19 protein-coding genes and 1 pseudogene are annotated in these 19,407 nt (G+C 39.0%); 5 read left to right on the top strand and 15 right to left on the bottom strand.

Annotation, left to right across the window (positions count from 1 at the left end; all coding sequences use genetic code 11):
- Positions 1-442 precede the first annotated feature (442 nt).
- Together ACFO6W_RS25135 and ACFO6W_RS25140 are read left to right on the top strand one after the other, a co-directional pair.
- The gene (locus ACFO6W_RS25135) at positions 443-2,944 is read left to right on the top strand and encodes an OmpA family protein (RefSeq protein ID WP_380001713.1); all 2,502 of its coding nucleotides are present in this window, start codon (positions 443-445) and stop codon (positions 2,942-2,944) included.
- Positions 2,945-3,141: 197 nt separating this feature from the next.
- Positions 3,142-5,130, top strand: a complete 1,989-nt coding sequence (locus ACFO6W_RS25140) for a DUF4954 family protein (RefSeq protein ID WP_380001715.1) — start codon at positions 3,142-3,144, stop codon at positions 5,128-5,130.
- Between the two features lie 192 nt (positions 5,131-5,322).
- Here ACFO6W_RS25140 and ACFO6W_RS25145 read toward each other — a convergent pair whose 3' ends face one another.
- Complete coding sequence (locus ACFO6W_RS25145; protein ID WP_380001717.1) at positions 5,323-5,583, bottom strand: type B 50S ribosomal protein L31; 261 nt, start codon at positions 5,581-5,583, stop codon at positions 5,323-5,325.
- Positions 5,584-5,988: 405 nt separating this feature from the next.
- Here ACFO6W_RS25145 and ACFO6W_RS25150 point away from each other — a divergent pair, with 405 nt between their 5' ends.
- On the top strand, positions 5,989-7,179 hold the full coding sequence (locus tag ACFO6W_RS25150) for a lactonase family protein (RefSeq protein ID WP_380001745.1): 1,191 nt from the start codon (positions 5,989-5,991) through the stop codon (positions 7,177-7,179).
- A gap of 1 nt (position 7,180) precedes the next feature.
- On the opposite strand, the gene ACFO6W_RS25155 is transcribed toward ACFO6W_RS25150, so the two are convergent.
- The 13 genes and pseudogenes from ACFO6W_RS25155 to ACFO6W_RS25215 form a co-directional block, all read right to left on the bottom strand.
- A complete protein-coding gene (locus ACFO6W_RS25155; RefSeq protein WP_380001719.1) occupies positions 7,181-8,848 on the bottom strand; it encodes a mechanosensitive ion channel family protein in 1,668 nt (555 codons plus the stop codon).
- Between the two features lie 253 nt (positions 8,849-9,101).
- Positions 9,102-9,269, bottom strand: coding sequence for a hypothetical protein (locus ACFO6W_RS25160; protein ID WP_380001721.1), 168 nt, complete (start codon positions 9,267-9,269; stop codon positions 9,102-9,104).
- A 135-nt stretch (positions 9,270-9,404) separates the two neighbouring features.
- Complete coding sequence (locus tag ACFO6W_RS25165) at positions 9,405-10,814, bottom strand: SpaA isopeptide-forming pilin-related protein (RefSeq protein ID WP_380001723.1); 1,410 nt, start codon at positions 10,812-10,814, stop codon at positions 9,405-9,407.
- 272 nt (positions 10,815-11,086) lie between these two features.
- The gene (locus tag ACFO6W_RS25170) at positions 11,087-11,311 is read right to left on the bottom strand and encodes a winged helix-turn-helix domain-containing protein (RefSeq protein ID WP_380001725.1); all 225 of its coding nucleotides are present in this window, start codon (positions 11,309-11,311) and stop codon (positions 11,087-11,089) included.
- 29 nt (positions 11,312-11,340) lie between these two features.
- Positions 11,341-11,547: a hypothetical protein gene (locus ACFO6W_RS25175; RefSeq protein WP_380001727.1), complete on the bottom strand. Its 207-nt coding sequence runs from the start codon at positions 11,545-11,547 to the stop codon at positions 11,341-11,343.
- Positions 11,548-11,633: 86 nt separating this feature from the next.
- Positions 11,634-12,542, bottom strand: a pseudogene (locus tag ACFO6W_RS25180) (UDP-3-O-acyl-N-acetylglucosamine deacetylase); the annotation flags it as partial.
- A 27-nt stretch (positions 12,543-12,569) separates the two neighbouring features.
- The gene (locus ACFO6W_RS25185) at positions 12,570-13,517 is read right to left on the bottom strand and encodes a 3-oxoacyl-ACP synthase III family protein (RefSeq protein ID WP_380001729.1); all 948 of its coding nucleotides are present in this window, start codon (positions 13,515-13,517) and stop codon (positions 12,570-12,572) included.
- A 19-nt stretch (positions 13,518-13,536) separates the two neighbouring features.
- Positions 13,537-14,277, bottom strand: a complete 741-nt coding sequence (locus ACFO6W_RS25190; protein WP_380001731.1) for a lipopolysaccharide kinase InaA family protein — start codon at positions 14,275-14,277, stop codon at positions 13,537-13,539.
- On the bottom strand, positions 14,274-14,708 hold the full coding sequence (locus tag ACFO6W_RS25195; protein WP_380001733.1) for a thioredoxin family protein: 435 nt from the start codon (positions 14,706-14,708) through the stop codon (positions 14,274-14,276). The genes ACFO6W_RS25190 and ACFO6W_RS25195 overlap by 4 nt, the downstream gene beginning before the upstream one ends.
- Positions 14,709-14,801: 93 nt before the next feature.
- Complete coding sequence (locus ACFO6W_RS25200) at positions 14,802-15,698, bottom strand: phospholipase A (protein ID WP_380001735.1); 897 nt, start codon at positions 15,696-15,698, stop codon at positions 14,802-14,804.
- Positions 15,699-15,778: 80 nt separating this feature from the next.
- Positions 15,779-16,081, bottom strand: coding sequence for a hypothetical protein (locus ACFO6W_RS25205; RefSeq protein WP_380001737.1), 303 nt, complete (start codon positions 16,079-16,081; stop codon positions 15,779-15,781).
- Between the two features lie 103 nt (positions 16,082-16,184).
- A complete protein-coding gene (locus ACFO6W_RS25210) occupies positions 16,185-16,799 on the bottom strand; it encodes a TetR/AcrR family transcriptional regulator (protein WP_380001739.1) in 615 nt (204 codons plus the stop codon).
- Positions 16,800-16,949: 150 nt separating this feature from the next.
- Complete coding sequence (locus tag ACFO6W_RS25215; RefSeq protein ID WP_380001741.1) at positions 16,950-17,249, bottom strand: hypothetical protein; 300 nt, start codon at positions 17,247-17,249, stop codon at positions 16,950-16,952.
- 230 nt (positions 17,250-17,479) lie between these two features.
- On the opposite strand from ACFO6W_RS25215, the gene ACFO6W_RS25220 reads away from it, so the two are divergent.
- Positions 17,480-18,103, top strand: coding sequence for a ribonuclease H family protein (locus ACFO6W_RS25220; protein ID WP_296938480.1), 624 nt, complete (start codon positions 17,480-17,482; stop codon positions 18,101-18,103).
- Positions 18,104-18,111: 8 nt separating this feature from the next.
- Here the strand turns inward: ACFO6W_RS25220 and ACFO6W_RS25225 are convergent, their stop codons facing one another.
- Complete coding sequence (locus ACFO6W_RS25225; RefSeq protein ID WP_380001743.1) at positions 18,112-18,705, bottom strand: hypothetical protein; 594 nt, start codon at positions 18,703-18,705, stop codon at positions 18,112-18,114.
- 544 nt (positions 18,706-19,249) lie between these two features.
- On the opposite strand from ACFO6W_RS25225, the gene ACFO6W_RS25230 reads away from it, so the two are divergent.
- Positions 19,250-19,407 (top strand): helix-turn-helix domain-containing protein (locus ACFO6W_RS25230; protein ID WP_380001747.1); only part of this gene is annotated, 158 nt, incomplete at its 3' end.

A 19,407-nucleotide genomic window follows, 5' to 3' on the forward strand; every position in this document is an offset into this window, starting at 1 on the left:
GATAATCCGGCACTTCATTCGGGAACGAAAAAATGATAAATACTGTTTCAGCGCAATATTCATCTCTATATAAACAGGTTGTCTGCCACATGATAATTTTCAGATACGACATGGCATATCCATTCCGTTTTATATATTGCAAAAGAATGTGTATGTATGCTTATTACTATACAACGAAGAGTACAGGCCGATCTATCCCGGTTTAAGCGACTGATAGTTAAGACGAAAACAAGAAAAGGCCTTACAATATATTTAAAATATTCAATAAAGTGTTAAACAGGCATATATTTGTTGAAAATAGCTTTAAAAATATGTATTATTCCAAAATTTAGACCTGGAGTTATCAAAATTTTATTATATAATAATTATCTTTGCAGCGTTTTTAAAATCAATAAATATTGCAAACTTTACGATTTCGATTTTCGAGCCAAAAATAAACTTTATGGAGAAAAAAACTTACAAACTATTATCCGGAATATCGTTTACTAGTATGTTGTCCATCCCTATTGCCGCGCTGACTTTGATGTTGTCGTGTTCCACGTCCAATTCAGTGCGTGAGATACGGGCTTCCCGCGACCCATACGCTAATTATGTACCCCCTGTAAAGGTCAAAGTTCCGGTCACAAAGGATGATGCTATGACTAAGGAGCTATTTATGCAATCCCAGTCAAAGCGGCCTAATATAGAATTGCCTTATATAGAGGGGCAGGATAAAGGCCAGGTTGTTATAGCCGAACAGGTTACCTACACCAATGCAGAAGCAATACCCCAATCTAAGCCAAATGCAAATGTTGTACTCGACCTGAGCCAAGTACAACATTTGAGTGAAGTAGTGGTTACAGCCAAATCGCGTTTTACACCGGAGCAAAACGGAAGAGTAAACGTGGACTTTGTGATGAGAGTACCGAAAGAACTGCTCTCCACTAATTTCAGGGTAACAATGTCCCCTAATTTGTTGCATAACGACTCTGTGGTGCCGCTTAAAACTATTGTACTAAAGGGGCAGGAATTCTCCAATAAGCAGAAGCAATCATATAAAGATTATGAAGACTATGTAAATTCCATCGTAGATGAATCGCAATACGACAGCGTATTTGTCGACTATAAAGGGGTAGAGGAAGATATCGCTTTTCAGCAAAACTTCTATTACAACCAGTATCATAAAGAATGGAGCAGGCAGGCCGATTTTGAAGAATGGAAGACCAATAAAGAAGATGCGGAAGCATTAATGGCTGCCAAACAGACGGGGGTCGACAAAAAACTCTATTACGAGAATGTACGTAAAGCAAGAGAAAAAGCGATGAAAGAGGTTGCAAAAGGAAAAGATACGACCGGCTTTTTTGCAAAATACATGAAGAATGTTCCTAAACCCGACGATTTGACAAAAGGCCGGGCTGTCGTAGAACAGAAGAATGATTACCGTCTCGATTTTTATAAAGAATATTCGAACCGTGCTAAAGAGCAGGTACTGCGCGACTGGGCTACCGGGAAAGATACAGTAGGTGCCTATACCCGTTATATGAAGAACTTCGATAAGAACCTGAAAACGCTGATGCTGGAAGGTGAAGACCTGACAAGGATTCCGGATAGATTCAGGGACATTTACAGGGAAGGCCGCGCCATGAACCAGATCAAAAATCAATATCTGACAGCTAAGGACTCTATAGAAATAGCCCAAAGCCGCTATAAATTTGAAGATATAGCGCTTAACGAGATGAAAAAGGAAAGGCGCGAAGAGAAAAGGCGCGAGCTGATAGTCTTTCCTTATGAAGAAAATACACGCCTCGATACCGTTATCCAGACTGACCGTGATTTCTTCTTTGTATATAGGCAGGACTATCCGGTAAGTCCGGGGATGAGAAGGCTTCGTCTGACTATGAATACAAAAATAGATGCGATAGACCGCAGCAGCTTTATCACCCCTCTGTCCGATACATTGTCTTATTTTATCTCGTCTTTGTCGCAGTTGGCGGATTCTACGCTTATATCCAAGACCACAACAATCCATAGGGATGTGTATAATACAATGGTCGTATATCCTAAATTCGCGGCAGGAAAATCCTCATTCAATATAAATTACAGGGACAATAAAAAACAGGCAGATAAAGTATTAGATACTTACCGTACATTTACGGGAGAGGGTAAATTATTGATGGATAGTGTTGTTATACGGGTATCAACAGCATTGGATGGCTCGTACGATGATAACATCGAATTGTCAATGAAGCGTGCAAATGCACTGAAAGACTACTTTGTGAAGTCGCTGGGAGGCAACAAGGCAGATGTGGCAATGGCATTCAAAACACGCTACAGTGGTGAGGACTGGAATACAATGGCTCGTTTGGTTGTTAAGAGGACCGATATGCCTAACAAGTCTGAAATACTGGATATGCTGACACAAGCAGTAAATCCGGACCAATGTGAAGAGGAGATAAAGAAAAACTATCCGGCTGATTTCAAAATCATCAGGGATTCAATATATCCATTATTGAATAAAGCGGATATCATATTCAATATGACCCGCCCGGGAATGGCGGAAGAAATCACCGTAAATACCGAAGTACGCCCTGATTATGAACAGGCGCTCCGTTTCCTGCAAGACAGGGAATACTGGAAAGCATTGGATATATTGCAGGCTTATCCCGATTACAATACGGCATTATGCCTTGTGTGCATGGGATACAACGCCAAGGCCCTGGATCTGTTAAACGATTTGCAGCAGACAGGAAATACCGAATATCTGAGAGCAATACTCTCTATTCGCGCGGGTAACGACAATGAAGCAATCGGGCATTTGGTAAAAGCCTGCGAATTGGACCCTACAAAAGCGTACCGCGCCCCACTCGATCCTGAAGTTGCAGGATTGGTACGCAAATATAATTTGCAGGAACGATTAAACAACAGTGCAGATGCATCTCCGGTTAGCTTGCCGGATCAGGAATAAAGTGATTGAACCTTAATAATAAAAATAACCTCAACTATAAACGGTTGAGGTTATTTTTTGTCCGGAATATTCAGGCATAGAGAATACAACGGGTAGTTTTTAGGATTTTATGCTTACATTTTCTTTCTTTCTTGTTATTTTTACGATTCATTAGCTATCCGAATGGCCAACGAACAATAAAACTGATAATCAACAATATGAATTACAGATCTCTGACTCCTCAGGAAATAAACGTATTAAAATCGCAAAGCTGTATAGCCGATAATTGGGACAATATAGAGGTTGCCGACAATTTCAGGCCGGATTATATCAGGCATGTAAATTTTTCGGGTAAAATAAGAATGGGTGTCTTCGAGGAAGAATTCTCCCTGCCCGGAGGACTAAAGAAACATTCAGGCATCCACCACGCCTGTCTCCACAATTGTGAGTTAGGCGACAATGTACTTATCGAGAACATTCAGAATTATATTGCAAATTACAAGATAGGCAACAATGTACTGATCCAGAATATACACCATTTGTATGTAGATGGGCAGACTTCTTTTGGTAACGGAGTAGAAACCTGTGTACTGAACGAGACCGGAGGGCGTGAGGTATTGATATATGATAAGTTAAGCGCGCATTTTGCATATATCCTTTCGTTCTACCGCCACCGTCCGGTATTGACCAAGAAATTGCAGGATATGGTAATGGCATATGCCGCAGAAAATACTTCTACCACGGGTACTATCGGCAACGATGTTACAATAGTAAATGCCGGCGCCATAAAGAATGTCCGTATCGGGGATTGCGCCGTTATAGAAGGTGCCCGCCATTTGGAAAACGGTAGCATAAACAGCAATAGGTACGACCCTGTACATATCGGGTATAGTGTAATGGCCAACGATTTTATTATAAGCTCGGGATCTCGTGTAGAAGACGGAACAATGCTCTCCCGTTGTTTTGTAGGTCAGGCATGCCAGCTGGGACACACATATTCAGCCAGCGATTCTTTGTTTTTCAGTAATTGCCAGGGTGAGAATGGCGAGGCATGCGCCTTATTTGCAGGGCCGTACACAGTTACACACCATAAATCGACACTGCTGATTGCCGGAATGTTTTCATTCATGAATGCCGGTTCGGGCTCTAATCAGAGTAATCATATGTATAAGTTAGGCCCCATACATCAGGGCATCGTGGAGCGCGGAGGCAAAACAACCAGCGATTCGTATATATTGTGGCCGTCCCGTATCGGCGCGTTTTCCCTTATAATGGGGCGCCACTACCACAATACCGATACATCGAACATGCCGTTTTCGTATCTGATAGAAGATAAGAACGAAACGGTTTTAGTACCGGGAGTCAACTTGCGAAGTGTAGGCACTATCCGCGACGCGCAAAAATTTCCAAAACGTGATAAGCGCAAAGACCCGGAGAAGCTGGACCAGATTAATTTTAATCTGTTAAGCCCCTATACAGTACAAAAAATGTTCAAAGCAATATCTATATTAAGGGAAATGCTCGACACATGTGGCGAAGCCAGCGATTTTTATTCATATAAAGGTTGCCGGATTAAAAACTCGTCGTTGAATAAAGGCATAAAGCTCTATGATATGGCTATAAATAAGTTCTTGGGCAACTCTATCATATCGCGGCTCGGCAATTGTCCATGTACAAGCAACGAGGAAATACGGAGTTATCTGAAACCCGACACGAATATAGGACTATTTGTATGGAGTGATATAGGCGGCATGCTTGCTCCCCGCTCCGAAATAGACAAGCTGATATCAGATATAGAATCGGAAAAGATAACACAGGTAGCAGAGATAAATGCTATTTTTGCCCGGCTCCATAAAGATTATTATTCACTGGAATGGACCTGGGCATGGGATAAGATCCGGCAATATTACGGATTGTCTTTGGAAACAATTACAGCGCAGGATATCATAAATATCGTTGAGCGTTGGAAAACGGTTGTTGTAGACTTGGATAAGATGATATATGAAGATGCTAAAAAGGAATTTTCGCTGTCTTCACGTACCGGTTTTGGACTGGATGGCGACCGTAACCAGCAGAAAGATGACTTTGAACAGGTGCGTGGTGTATTCGAAGAGAATGCTTTTGTGAAGGCTGTTCTGACGCATATAGACACCAAGACAAAACTGGGTAATGAGATAATAAGCCGATTGAAAAAAGCAGTGAAATAATATCGCGTTTTAAGTAGAATAAAATATTTATACGAATCAATAGTTGGGTTTTATTCATTGCTATATTTCCATAATTATTATCCATTTAATAGAAAACAAACACAAGGAGAGTGACTGACCGGAATAAAATAGAAAAGCTCTAAAGTTAAACTTTAGAGCTTTTTAAATTGTTTCGACCGATGCAAAAATCAGTTATTTCTTAGGCTGAGTACGTTTTGCATAACGATTCATAAACTTATCAACACGTCCGGCTGTATCCACAAGTTTTTGTTTACCTGTGTAGAACGGGTGAGACGCACTGGTGATCTCAAGCTTAACCAGCGGATAAGTAACACCATCTATTTCGATAGTTTCCTTAGCATTGATAGTTGAACGCGAGATAAATACCTCATCGTTTGACATATCTTTGAAAGCTACCGGACGGTAATTCTCTGGATGAATATCTTTCTTCATTTTATAGTAGTTTAAGTTATTTCTTCTTTTTCAGCCGACAAAGATAGTCCTTTTATCCTATTAAAACAAAATATTTCTCTCAAATTTAGGATAAATATATGAATATTTCCTTTTGAATTTTATCTATATATGCGAACAGTTACGAGTTTGCCTCGCCTTCGCTTCGGCGAATGTTATTTCTGCGCCCTTCGGGCAGTTACGAGTAAAAGAGACACGAGATACAAGTAGACAAGTTACGAGTTACAAGTTGATGACTGTTTACTGTTCACTGAAAAGTGTAAAGTTTGTAAGGTTTTTAAGGAATCCGTTGCGTCCTTAATTTTATTAGCTAAATATGTGCCAGACTGATAAATTTTGCTTTCTTTTGTTTTGTAAAACGTTTTTAAATAAGTAAATATGAAAATTATGTGTAAATACATTTTATTATCAACAGCTGTTGCACTTTCACTATTGTCATGTAATAATAAAAAAAATGCTTCAGATAATTTGACAGATAATCAAACCGACACTATAAATATGGAATCTATATCAGACAAAACCAGCATGTATCTTCTTGTCGGCACCTATACCTCAGGTGAGAGTGAAGGAATATACGTATATCAGTTCGATACGGTATCGGGATATTCCCAATATAAAAGCATGGTTAAAGTTACAAACCCGTCTTACCTGACTGTCAGTAAAGATGAAAAGTTTGTTTATGCAGTGACCGAAACGGGTGACAATAGCGCCGCCGCCAATGCTTATTCTTTCGATAAGAATAAAGGTGAATTGAAACACCTGAATACAGAACCGGCTAAAGGCGCAGATCCTTGCTATATTTCAGTAGATGCCACAGGTAAGCATGTGATTACGGCGAACTATTCGGGAGGAAGCCTTAGCGTATTTGGCGTAAAAGAAGACGGTTCGCTTACTCCTGTCTCTCAGGTTATAAGTTTTACCGGCCAAGGTGCAGATACAGAGCGTCAGACAAAGCCGCATATACATTGTGTGATGTTTTCGCCCGACGGAAAATATCTGCTTGCCGACGATCTGGGAACAGATAAAATACATAAATTCGATGTAAACCCAAATGCCACAGGTGACTATCTGAAACAGGGAACACCTTCATCGTTTAAGGTTACCGGTGCATCGGGACCGCGCCATCTTGAATTTCATCCGAGCGGTAAATACGCCTATCTCATCAATGAGTTGTCCGGTGCTGTAATTGCCTTTAATTATGACGGGATAAAGGGAAATCTTACCGAAATACAATCTGTACAGGCTGATACTCTTAACGCCAAGGGAAGCGCAGATATACATATATCTCCCGATGGCAAATTCCTGTATGCGTCCAATCGCCTGAAAGGTGACGGGTTGGCGATATTTTCAATCAATCAGGCCGACGGGAAACTGACTAAGGCGGGCTATCAGGAAACAGGGGTACATCCCCGTAATTTTGCCATCACACCGAATGGTAAATACCTGCTTGTGGCAAGCCGTGACAGCGATATAATCCAGATATTCCTCCGAAACGAAAATACAGGCTTACTGGAAGATACATTTAAAGATATAAAACTGGATATGCCGGTATGTCTTAAATTTGTTTCTTTTAAATAGCTTAACCTTCTCCGGAAGCGTCTTCAGGTTGAGGGTCTTCGTTAAATTCATGTATGTTTACAACGCGGTTAACCCGGTAATGAGGCGATAGTATTTCTATACCGGCTTCTTTGAAAACATCCTGTATATTCTTTCGAAGGTCGGAATATATATCGTTCATCTTATTGGCATCTTTTGTGAATACATTCAGCTGATATTCTACATAGAAGTCTTCAAAGGCTGTTTGCATGATAAAAGGCTTTTGCTTCCGGCTCAGGTTGTCAGTCTTATATGCGACTTTTAGCAATAACTCGTGTACCAGTCTCCATGGCACATCATAGCCGATAGTGACTGTTGTATAGAGTATCAGCCCATACTGGCTCGCGGAGAAAGTATAATTAACAGTCTTCGTGCTCATTACACTGGAATTGGGTATAGTGATTACCTCATTCTTGGCTGTTTTCACACGGGTCACCAAAGCCGTTTTCTCTATCACGTTGCCCACGGTATCATCCATTTTCACACGGTCTCCTATTTTAAAAGGCCTCATATATGTGATTACAAACCCGGCAATGATATTCCCGATAACGGATGTGGAACCCAGCGATATCATCAACCCCAGGAATACGGATACGCCCTGGAATATCTGTGAGTCCGAATTAGGGAGATAGGGAAATATCAGGATAAATGTGAATACCATAAGTATGGCTATGACAATATTGTATGTAGGTTTAGCCCAATCGGGATAAAAGCCTTTGAACGTAATCTTATTGTCTGATATTTTATCTGTAATAGAACGGAGGAATTTCTTTATAAACCTGAATATAAAAGCAATAACCAATATTGTAAACAGGTTTGGCAGATAGTTCTTAATACTGATCGCGATCCTTTTTACAGGCGATATAACATAGTCGAGAAGTTGGTCCGATAAGCCTGTCGTATGTGGGAATATCTTGAAGAACAACAGGGTACACACGAACAAAGAGGCTACTATCAATACGAAGCGCAGAATTTTGAGCAAGGCAAATATGATTTGTTCGGCTTTCTCAGCTTCGATAATGCCAAACAGGCCTTTGACTTTCTTATGCCGCTGTTTCCGTACGAAAATCTTCAATCTGCGATATCCGAACCGGAATCCCCGCAGGAAGAAATATTCTCCTGCAATTATCAGTATAACGAACAAGGCTTGCAGTCCTATCCGTTGCCAACTGGTTTCGCTCTGCCGCTTGTCAATGGCACTTATTATAATATTGCGATACGAAGCGGCTAACTCCAGTTTTGTCCTGCCGTATATCTGAGCCTGCAACGTATCTATACTGATTATGATTCTGGAATTTTGGTATTTCTGGTCGTCATATACTATATTTATCTGGTCGCTAAACTCAACTAGTTTTAGAGAATCCGGATTAAAAAGGGGATACTCTTCCAGCAATCGTATTTTGTCTTCAATAGCAGATGCTCTCTGATCGACGGTAAAAGATCCTACTCCGCCATGTATAAGGAATAGTGTATCGGTGAAAGGAGCTACGGGCGCGCCCTTGGCCTGGGTTAATATGATTTCGGTAGAATCGACCTTGGCTATAACAGGTTCTTTTTTGCTTGTAGTTCTTTTCTGGGCTGAGGCACCTATTGTAGTGAGACATATAATAGTGATGCATAGCAGTGACGTTAAGATGTTATATTTGCTCATAGTAGTTTTTTGCCTTTTTGAATATAACAAATATATATAAGTTAACTGATATATCGTATAATAAATAGATAATAAAAAATGAAAATGTATTTATAAAGTAGATGAAAAAGTATCATTGACTGGTATTATCACAATAGGATTCAGCTTTTTACAGCCATCGGATATTTATGAGTGTTATGGTTTTTAGCCGGCATGTATATAGAAACTCCCTATAGAGTGCACATACAGGGAGTATTGCAGCATAATTTTGATATTAACCTCTGCTTTTCATACTGTCTTCATCAGGATTAATTTTATTCAGGGCAGCCTTAACCTCTTTTTCGCTGATGATGGCCGGACAGGAGCTGTTACCTTTATCTTTTCTGGCTTCCTCATAGGCCACAAAATCCTGTGGCGACTTTACTATTTCATTCTTTTTCATGACTAATGGCAGATTTAATTAAACATATATACTAAACACGGCCACAATGATTTATGTTCAGTTGAAAATAATAAAAAGACGGATAGTTTATATGAAACCATCCGCCTTTGCCATCAGAACTGTGTTTAATTCTATTTACAAGATGACACTCAAATTCGCTCTATTTTCAAATGTATAATTATCCTCTACATTCCTCGCATAATCTACAATATTACTCACTGTTATATTTGATGCCGGATTGTTTAGGATATACTGCACATAAAAACCCCGCACATATCCGTGAGGCAGTTCTATATATCCGCTTGGGGCAGGTGTTTCCAGATCAAGTTTCTTTATATCCGTCTGATCTGCATTTATATATAATTTATAGCCGAGTTCTATATCGCTAAGCCTTCTGCACCAGCGCACATTCATCATGTGGTAGCTTAATACATCTTTAGTATCTACAAAGTCATGTAGCATGACCACGCCCATGGACAATTCGTCGTTCCAAAGTTGTACAGCCATGTATGCTGAGTAAAAAAGGTGGTAAATATCTCCTTTCTTCCCATCGGTATAGCAGCCGTTTGTAGGTCCCAATCCGTTACACCAAGGGCCATCCCCGTTTAATCTTGCTCCCCCGGGCATCAGATTGAATTTATACTTATTGGTCGTATTTTTTTGATCAAACCAGTACGTTTTATATGGGCCACCGCCCGGATTAGCGATATTATAAGCCAAAGGGTTATCTCCGGCCCCGGCACCCAATGCAAAGCGTACATCACGTTCATTAAGTCTGGTATGAGGGCCGTCGTACGTGGTGTTGAAGGGGCACATGGCGAATAATTGCCTGTAATCTTCCGGCGCAGGTATTTTCCATCCTTTGATATCCTGATCGTTCTGGTCGCGCATTACGCCATATTTATTCATATATAATATACTTGGGTAGCTGTAATATCGGCCATAACTTTTTTCAAAATCGCCAATATCCTGTAACTGGAATTGTGACGGGGCTATCCTGATGCGTTCCAAATAGCGGTTAAGAACGCTTTGGGTGATAGGATAGATATTTTCAAAATCATTGCCCCATTTCACTGTATGGTAAAAATTACGGTCCATCCAATAATATTCGCCCACACGCACTGCATTGTATTCGCCAAGAAGCTGGTTTCCTTCAGTAGTAAAAAAGTTTACCTTCATCGATTCAGGTAAAGCCCTTGTATTTTTGTCTATATATCGAAAAACGAAATCTTCTGAATTCTTATTGAAATATAGATACTTCTTTTCTTTTTCATTCCCCACATAACCACTGGGAGGTGTAACTTCTACTACTGTATAATTTTTAGCCGGCAGGTTTGTGACCTCTATTTTACCTTCGTGGAGAGTATATGTGGCAACAACTTCATTGTTGTAATCGAGTACCTGATACTTCCCTCCACCGATAAATTCGTTTGTCACTACATCTCTAGCCGAGATTGTGAAGTGAGCCATTTCAATGTCACCGCTATCTGTACATGCATACAACCCTATTAATGACAATAAGTAAATTATAATATTCCTTTCCATTTTCTATTCCTTCCTTTTATTTTATACCAAAAACCTGTAGTTCGTAAAATAAAATGATAAGGTATGTAGTGTATAGATGTGATAGAATTTATAGATCCTTATGTCTTCTCGAGATAAACATGCCAGCTTACTTATTTGTTTTTGGAATTTTAATTAAATTATAAGGAAATTTCACCTTATTGAACCTTTTTGGTTTTCCGTATCCCTTATATTGAAAACAAAAAAAGCGTTATTATCTAAATAACGCTTTTTTCTATAATGAATAAATTTAATCAATAATATGTTTCTGATACGGAGTGATTCAATTCGATGTATAGATGACCATTTTCGTCAAAGAAACGAACTTTGTTCTCTCTTGACAACCATCCTAGCGCCATATTTATAAGAGAGTCCTTAAAATCGGAGAATTCCCCGATTTCCCTTATGGTTAACTTACCTTTTTCAGCCAGTAAATTCCATATTATACCTGCATTAATTCCAATGTCATTTTTCAGCATAATTTACTAGTTTTAATTTATAAAATGAATCATACATTCTTGTTATCCATCAGGCTTGATACAAACCCGCCCAATAGAGCGCCATAGCAGCAATTGACCCAACACTCGGCCGATAAGGGATAGGTACCCCAATAACATGCAAAATAGAACCAATAGACAAAACCTATAACCATTCCGGTCAACATGCCTAATAGTATGGTACTATTATTCGTAATGAAAGCCAATATCTTATTCATAATCAGAATTTTTAGGGATGATTCCAATAAAATTGCCCGGAATGTACCGGTTCTGCAAGCATAGCAACTTTCGTTGATTTAGGTTCTTTTATTGCTTCGCGTATAGCTCTGGCAAACAGATTATTGATTTTATGCCCCGGGCAATTCGCGATAATCCTTCCTTTTATAAAATGGCCTACCAATGCTATATCCCCTATGATATCGAGAAGTTTATGTCTGGCCGGTTCGTTAGGATAAAGTAACGGTTTATTCATGATATATCCTAATTTATTGGCATCCTTTCTCTTTACGCCCATTACGTCTGCCAAATGGTCGAAATTATCTTGTTCGATTGGCTTGTCGTATATTATGATAGCATTATCCAGGTCACCGCCCTTTACCAGATTATTCTGTAATAAAGGCTCTATTTCGCGCACAAAGACAAATGTTCTGGCAGAGGCGAAGTCTTTAGTAAACTCGGACAAATCATTCAGACTTGCATCCTGTCGTCTCAGTAGTGCCGAGTTGAATGCGATATGTGATTGGATACTGAATGAATCGTCAGGTAATAAGAGCATGGAGGAACCAGTGGCTTTATCTACTACCTTGATTCTTTTCCGTTTGAATGTAATATATTTTCTTTCAGTGTCTTGCTGTTGTATGCCGGTTTCTTTTATCTTGCTTACATAGGCAATAGAACTTCCATCCAAGATGGGAAATTCGGGTGCGTCGACATCTATCAGACAGTTATCTATCTCACATGCGTAGAGGGCAGCCAATGCATGCTCTACGGTGCTGACCTGCACGCCATTGGCCGACAATACGGTGCCTCGTTGTGTAGCCGATACATTTTCGGCCAAAGCATCTATTACCGGCTGTCCCAGAACATCTGTACGTCTGATTTTATACCCATGGTTTTCAGGTGCAGGATTGAACGTAATGTTGATATTAAGTCCTGTGTGCAACCCTTTTCCACTTAGTGAAAAACTATTCTTTAAAGTTCTTTGATTAACCATAACAAATCTTTTTATTGTTTTTGTATCTTAAGGCATTGTTAATAAGCATGTACCAGCGGAATATCCTCCGCCAAAAACGGATATGCATATCAAGTCTCCGGACCGGAACCTGCCGGTATTCTGTGCATATACCAATAAGGCGCTGGCCGAACCTGTGTTGCCTAATTCTTCTATATTGGATAATATTATATCAGTGCTCAAATCGAGCTGCTTGGTTACATTCTTCAATATTCTCATATTGGCCTGATGGCCTATAAAATAAGACAGCCTGTCGAGAGTATATCCGCTGTTCTCTACGATCTCTCTCGTATTTTGAGATATATAATTGCAAGCATACAGGAACACATCTTTCCCGTATGGCATTTGCAGTCCGCCATTGCCGGGTGTGAGAAAAACGCTCTGCGGTCCCAACCCTACGTGTCCCAACCCCTGAGTTGTTATATCAATGACATGAGGATCATTTCCGGTCTGTGCAGTGTCTGAGAAGAAATAGGCGACAGCCCCGTCTCCCCATAGATGGCCTGACATACAATCGGTATCATCCGAATATGTCGAATTCCGGTCGGCACATATCAACAAGGCCTTACTTGCTATTTCGGAAGAGAAAAACGAGTATATGATTTCCATGGCGTTGATCGCAGAAGAACAGGCCGAAGATATGTGAAATACTTTGGCGCCGGATATATTGTATTCCCGTTGTATGTAATGCCCGGCCGTGGCAATTGTATCTGACGGTGTATATGAAGCAAATATGATCAAATCCACATCGTTGATATTGTAAGGCAGTTTGGGCAAAGCATTACTTACCGCTTCAGCACACATATAGTTCATCGTTTCTTTTTCGGTAGCTCTTGAACGTGAGCGTATGCCGGTTCTTTGCAAAATCCAGTCACTGCTAAGACCATTCATTTCCGTAAAATAGTCATTGGTAACTCTTGTGGGAGGGATATAGTACCCGGTTGCGTTAATATACATATTCTATATATTTAAATTCTCAATATTGGTTTTCACATTCGGGATGACGCAATAGATATTTCTTCCAAAAACGCCGGTTATACTGATGTATTAGTTTTTGGCATATTTTTTCATCATATTTACGGATTTTTGAATATTCTTCACCAATATAATTCAATGTATTATCATTGGCTTTGATCCGTCTGAAGCTTTTACAGCTATCCAGTAAACTGATGTATCCGAACGACATCCGGTTGAGGTCTACCAGATAAAACTGATAGCCATCTTTGGTAGTTTTATACAAGATATTTCCCGGTGAATAATCTTTATGAAGTATTCCTCTTTTATGTATTTCGGCTGTAAACGTCGTAAAAGCCTGTATTAATTCCTTGCTTTCTTTCTCCGTCTGCCTGTATACTTCTCTCATTGTACCTTCTACATTTTCGTGGATGGAGATATAGTATGACTCGGACAACAGCCTGTTTTTACAAATATCGATATACGCGATAGGCTCAGGGGTGTTAACCCCTTTATCCAGAACAGATATCGCATTATTAAAAGATCTTTCGGCCTTGGACTTCCTGATGTATTTATATACAAAGCGGTTGATTAGAATAGGCCTTTTAAACGATTTTACATTTATAGAGAAACCATTTATCCGGAACAGCTTGATCGTATTACGCGCATCATATACCAATTCTCCTTGCCGGGAAAAAATTTCAGGGATCGAACCTACAAATTCCGAGAGTCCGCTATATTTGGGATTGATACATACTTTCATTTTATAACTCTGTTGTAAATTATTTTTAAATTAGATTCAGGAATAACTCCCAAAATCCTCTCAGCTTCTTTTCCGTCTTTGTATATCAGTACACTCGGGACACCGGATATACGATATTTTGCTTCCAGAGCGTAGAATTGGGCAATATTTACTTTATAATAATTAATCTTTTCATTATCATCTGCAGGTAATTGGTTGAGATTATATTCCATTTTGTCACACAAATCTGAATTTTCTTTATAAAAAAGGACAAAACCGGTACCGGAACGGATCGCTTCATCAAAGGTTTTATCATTCAGTTCTACAAACCGGCTATCTTCAATTTTATCAGGAATACTGTTTACCGCCCAGGTTCCTATAATATTAGTAACTATACTTAATGCAATAAGCATTAGCCCGAAATGCCATGTCTGAAGTTTAAAAGTTTTCATTACTGTTTAGTTTAGTAAAAAAAGTTTTTAATGCTGTGCTTGGAAACCAAAGCTGTCAGCCATAGATATTTTTCAGAAGAAGCAATTCTAAACCTAAAAGATGCTGTAAAAATCAGGTTTAATGCATATTCCCAACCGGATATTCATTGAATATTTATCATAATCCAGCAGACTTTCACCATATCCATGAAAGAAACGTGCAAACAGGTACTGGTTGGCTTTCTCTGAAATCCTGAAACTTGCCGTGAGCGTTGTATTCACATTGCCAAAACCTCTTTTGGGGTTTAATTCAGCGGACAACCACCATTTGTGCTTATCGCTTATATAGTTTATCGACAAGTAACCGATACCTCTGTAATCGATCAAATCCTTGTTGTTACCCCCGTCTACATAAGGTATCCAAAATTCGCCGGACAGATTGAAGCGTGCATTGAAATAATACTTCATAGATATGCTCAGGTAATTCCAACTACGCGAATCTTCCCCGTCGCGCCCGTTCGATTCATGTTTAAGCTGGGCAAACATAGCCCCCACCAGCTTTTTATCATGAAATATGTATTTACCCAAACCTAATCCCGGGTTATAATTAGTATCCCTGAAAGGACTGGATTCGGCATATATATCCCAAAATGATTTTTGTGTATATGTCAGGTAAGCGAATGTTTTGAACGGAAGCACGCTCTTAGTCAGCCGCTGCCTGATGCTGATCTGAAAGCTGGCATCGGCCGAGGTGTTTGTAATTTCCTCATTCAACGGTATTCCGGTTACAAAGTATGTATCTTTATACACTGCAAACGACGGCATTCTGTCAGCCATTCTTATAGCTTCAGCCTCCGATATCTCAAAGTGTCTGGGCCTGAATATATTCGGGTCCCGCATAGCTATATTGTATTGTTCCCTGATACTGTCATCGGCGTACAGCAGATCGTCCTGAGCAGATATAGAGACAGAAATTGTTGCTAATAAAATAAATAAATAGACCTTTCGCATAAGTTAAAAAATCAGCTAAATGATCCCTCACTTTTAATTTACTGAATACTTGTTACTATTAATCGAAGATAATAGGCAGGCTAGCCGAAGATAAATTGACTGATAAACCTGTCGTTTGGTATATCTTCTTTACATTTTGTTTTGATCCCTATTTCATTCAGAATTTTTTTCAGATCGGAGTTAATTGTATCCGCATACACAAGACTGACCTTTTTGATAGCCATAAGTAACGAAAAATAGTTATTCCCGGTACTTTCCAGCGTTATACATTCAACACCCTTTACGTTTTCATCTTCCAATTCAAACAGGTTTACAGTAGTATTTCCTTGAATCCCTATACTTAATGCCCCTTTTTGAGTGAGGACAGCTATTATTTTTTTCATAAAATCGTTGTTTGAATTATGAACAATTGTTCATTTAGTTATATAAAACAAAAGCTTGTCTTTGTTATGTTAATGAACGATAGTTCACTCCCAAATAAAAAAATTAAACTTTAATCAAACAGTATAGATAATCCATCACTTCCTTTCTCCTTTCCATATCTTTCACCACATTTGTCACAAACTGGGATTCGTCACAAGCTTGATCCGAAGTCTCTTTTACTCCGGTATTGTTGAAGAGGATACACATTATCTCAACATCTATATCGGCCCTCACTTCTTTGATCTCTATGCTTTTAAGCAAGGCATTCCGCCAATTATCGAGCAGGCGGGCATAGATAAACCTGAAGCGGTTGACAAAATCCGGGTAATGCTTGGCAGCCTGTATTATCAAAGCTGTATAATTCAGAAAAACCGTATGCGTAACGCCTGCCCTCATAAATGCATTCGTTACAATTTTCTGACGTCTGTGCATAGCTTCAATTAATTCGGGCACCGTGATATCTCCTTTGATACCATTAAGCATTTTATCAAATATTTTGAAAAAATATTCGTCAATGACAGCAAAAAACAGTTCTTCCTTATTTTTAAAGTACCTGTACATAGCTCCGCGAGACATGCCCAATTCCTCTTGCAGAACAGAAATTGATGCACTATCATATCCTTTGTTCATAAAAACATCGAAAGCTCGTCTTAATATGTATTCCCTGCTATATTTCATTAATCAAACATTTTAAATACGTGAACAATCGTTCACAATGCAAAATTGCGACATAAAATTTGATTGCGCACTATTTTTAATGTTAAAAAATATTTTTAATCAGCATCAAATACAACTATTTCCGATAGGATTTAAACAAGCGCTTAGTAATCAGGTGTTAAATTTCCATATCTTTTCTTCTCCATCAAATGTTACGCCAAATAGAGCAGGTGAAGGCAACCGCAGATAACTAAACTGCATATCCAATGCTATTTTAGCTCCGGAAAGCTTTTCCACTCTGGCATTCCACTCAAGTACCTTATCATACAATTCATTTGTTTTCGCCATATCAGACCGGGAGATCGCATTATTAAGCTTCTCCACGAGATTGCTTATTTCCAGTTCTTCAAATTTGGCTGCGAGCTCATTGTATTTCTCCATGTAGCGTTTTGACAAATCTTCGGTATCCATTGGTGTTTTATTTAGATTGTTAAATAAGAATAGCTCATGTGTCTATTCCGGCATACTGTTACTTTTTTCTTATATTGAAATAACATTTCAATGAGATATTAAGTTTAGGGCTGAGTCAGAATAAATCAAACGTAATGCTCTTTAAAGATTCTATTATTTCGTATTTTCCGGCTTTCTTCGTTAATTTGCATCCGAAACCAATGGTTGTTTTACTAAGTAGAATATAATTAGTGGCAAAGAAGAATTTTTATGTGGTGTGGAATGGAGTGACTCCGGGAGTGTATTCGTCATGGAATGAGGCAAAAGCTCAGATTGAAGGGTACGAAGGGGCTATATATAAATCTTTTCCTACCAAAGAAGAGGCAGAGAAAGCCTATAACGACAATCCATGGTTGTATATCGGAAAGAATGCTGAAAAAAAGAAGATCTCCATTCACAATATTCCCGAAATAATAAAAAACAGCTTATCTGTAGATGCCGCTTGTAGCGGAAATCCGGGTTTACTGGAATACAGGGGGGTATATGTGCAGACCGGAGAACAGGTGTTCCATCAGGGACCGTTTGAGAAAGGCACCAATAATATAGGTGAATTCCTGGCCCTGGTACATGGATTGGCTTTGCTAAAACAAAAGAAATTTAAAATCCCTATCTATTCGGATAGTGCTAATGCTATAAAATGGGTAAAAGAGAAAAAATGTAAGACAAAATTGGAAAGACTTCCCGAAAATGAGTCTCTGTTCTATATGATAGAACGTGCTGAAAAATGGCTCCGGGACAATACATATACTACTCAGATAATAAAATGGAAAACGGACGAATGGGGGGAAATCCCTGCCGATTTCGGACGAAAATGAATCCGAAGTTAACTGTTCCACGGATTTACCGACATTAAAAACCTCCATCGGTCTGCATCATACTTATACAGGTAATATTTTCCATAAGCACATCCGTACCCGCATGTGTAAACTTTGTAAATGATAACATACTCCTTGTTCCGGGAAAATAGAGGAACAGAATAATAATTCACATCCGCATAATCCTTTTTATCGGCCGGAAGCATTTTCTTGCCTGACATGCCCTTTTGCCAGACAGAATCTTTGATAGATACAAATTGTTCGTAAAAATAGTCTTTGTCGGCCTGTGCAAATAATGTATCCAGACCGGAAGATTTTTTGAACAGGTATTTATTGTCGGGTTCAAGATGACTGATATCGTATTCACCGATATATTTACTGATAAAGTTGGCTGTATCCCAAGGCAGTATTTTCACGGATACTTTTTTGTTATTTTTAAGGAATTTAATCTCGGATTTTTTATCATTATTGGTCATCCAGTTCAGGAAGGCATAAATCTCCTCATCGGAAATAACAGTACTGTAAGTATGTGTTTGTGCCTGTACAATGCCGGATTGCACAAAGAATATGGTAAAGAAAACAAGTAGCCCCCTGAACAGCATATCTATTTTGAGTTTGGTTCAAAGATAATAAAAAAAATAAAATCCGAATGACTTTAAATTATGGCCATACAACAATAGGAATAGCGTATATCATATGGTCGTCAACATTTTATCCACAAACGACAGCTGACAGGTTCACTGCTTATTAAAGTATTTATATTAGCAGAAAAAGGAACACAAGCAATCTCTGATTGCGCGTAGTAGAAAACAATCCAACGTTTTTATACAGCAATAATAATATCACTATGAATTCATATTATCAAAATCCCAATCATTTATCTATACGTAAAAGCTGCTAGCCATCAGCTTTTATAAATAGTATATTAACAAACAATATCCTTTTTGTAGCCTCCCCTATGGGGTAGGGCTGTTAAGTTCTGATAAATGATGAATACAAAGAGAATTATTACACTGAGTTTCTCTGAGAAGACACTGAGATGCACTGAGAGAATATACCTCAGTGTTCCTCAGTGTAACAAAAAACTGAGAGAACTTAACAGTCCGGCCCTGTGGGGAGGACGGAAGGGGCAAAACCTTTAACATTATGAAATATAACGACAAAACCGCAGTACGTATCGTGGAAATGATAGAACAAGACCTTCACGGAGTATCTGAAATATGTAAGATACTCCGGATCAGCCGCCAGACTTTCTATGACTGGAAAAAGAACAGGCCCGGATTTAAGGAAGAAGTCGAAGAAGC

Origin of the sequence: Dysgonomonas termitidis, from assembly GCF_042654545.1 — a bacterium.
GTDB classification, from domain to species: Bacteria; Bacteroidota; Bacteroidia; order Bacteroidales; family Dysgonomonadaceae; genus Dysgonomonas; species Dysgonomonas termitidis.

Excerpts from the sequence above, each read along its gene's own strand:
- ACFO6W_RS25135 (WP_380001713.1), top strand. The coding sequence starts at position 443 with ATGGAGAAAAAAACTTACAAACTATTATCCGGAATATCGTTTACTAGT.
- ACFO6W_RS25140 (WP_380001715.1), top strand. The coding sequence starts at position 3,142 with ATGAATTACAGATCTCTGACTCCTCAGGAAATAAACGTATTAAAATCG.
- ACFO6W_RS25145 (WP_380001717.1), bottom strand. The coding sequence starts at position 5,583 with ATGAAGAAAGATATTCATCCAGAGAATTACCGTCCGGTAGCTTTCAAA.
- ACFO6W_RS25150 (WP_380001745.1), top strand. The coding sequence starts at position 5,989 with ATGTGTAAATACATTTTATTATCAACAGCTGTTGCACTTTCACTATTG.
- ACFO6W_RS25155 (WP_380001719.1), bottom strand. The coding sequence starts at position 8,848 with ATGAGCAAATATAACATCTTAACGTCACTGCTATGCATCACTATTATA.
- ACFO6W_RS25160 (WP_380001721.1), bottom strand. The coding sequence starts at position 9,269 with ATGAAAAAGAATGAAATAGTAAAGTCGCCACAGGATTTTGTGGCCTAT.
- ACFO6W_RS25165 (WP_380001723.1), bottom strand. The coding sequence starts at position 10,814 with ATGGAAAGGAATATTATAATTTACTTATTGTCATTAATAGGGTTGTAT.
- ACFO6W_RS25170 (WP_380001725.1), bottom strand. The coding sequence starts at position 11,311 with ATGCTGAAAAATGACATTGGAATTAATGCAGGTATAATATGGAATTTA.
- ACFO6W_RS25175 (WP_380001727.1), bottom strand. The coding sequence starts at position 11,547 with ATGAATAAGATATTGGCTTTCATTACGAATAATAGTACCATACTATTA.
- ACFO6W_RS25185 (WP_380001729.1), bottom strand. The coding sequence starts at position 13,517 with ATGTATATTAACGCAACCGGGTACTATATCCCTCCCACAAGAGTTACC.
- ACFO6W_RS25190 (WP_380001731.1), bottom strand. The coding sequence starts at position 14,277 with ATGAAAGTATGTATCAATCCCAAATATAGCGGACTCTCGGAATTTGTA.
- ACFO6W_RS25195 (WP_380001733.1), bottom strand. The coding sequence starts at position 14,708 with ATGAAAACTTTTAAACTTCAGACATGGCATTTCGGGCTAATGCTTATT.
- ACFO6W_RS25200 (WP_380001735.1), bottom strand. The coding sequence starts at position 15,698 with ATGCGAAAGGTCTATTTATTTATTTTATTAGCAACAATTTCTGTCTCT.
- ACFO6W_RS25205 (WP_380001737.1), bottom strand. The coding sequence starts at position 16,081 with ATGAAAAAAATAATAGCTGTCCTCACTCAAAAAGGGGCATTAAGTATA.
- ACFO6W_RS25210 (WP_380001739.1), bottom strand. The coding sequence starts at position 16,799 with ATGAAATATAGCAGGGAATACATATTAAGACGAGCTTTCGATGTTTTT.
- ACFO6W_RS25215 (WP_380001741.1), bottom strand. The coding sequence starts at position 17,249 with ATGGATACCGAAGATTTGTCAAAACGCTACATGGAGAAATACAATGAG.
- ACFO6W_RS25225 (WP_380001743.1), bottom strand. The coding sequence starts at position 18,705 with ATGCTGTTCAGGGGGCTACTTGTTTTCTTTACCATATTCTTTGTGCAA.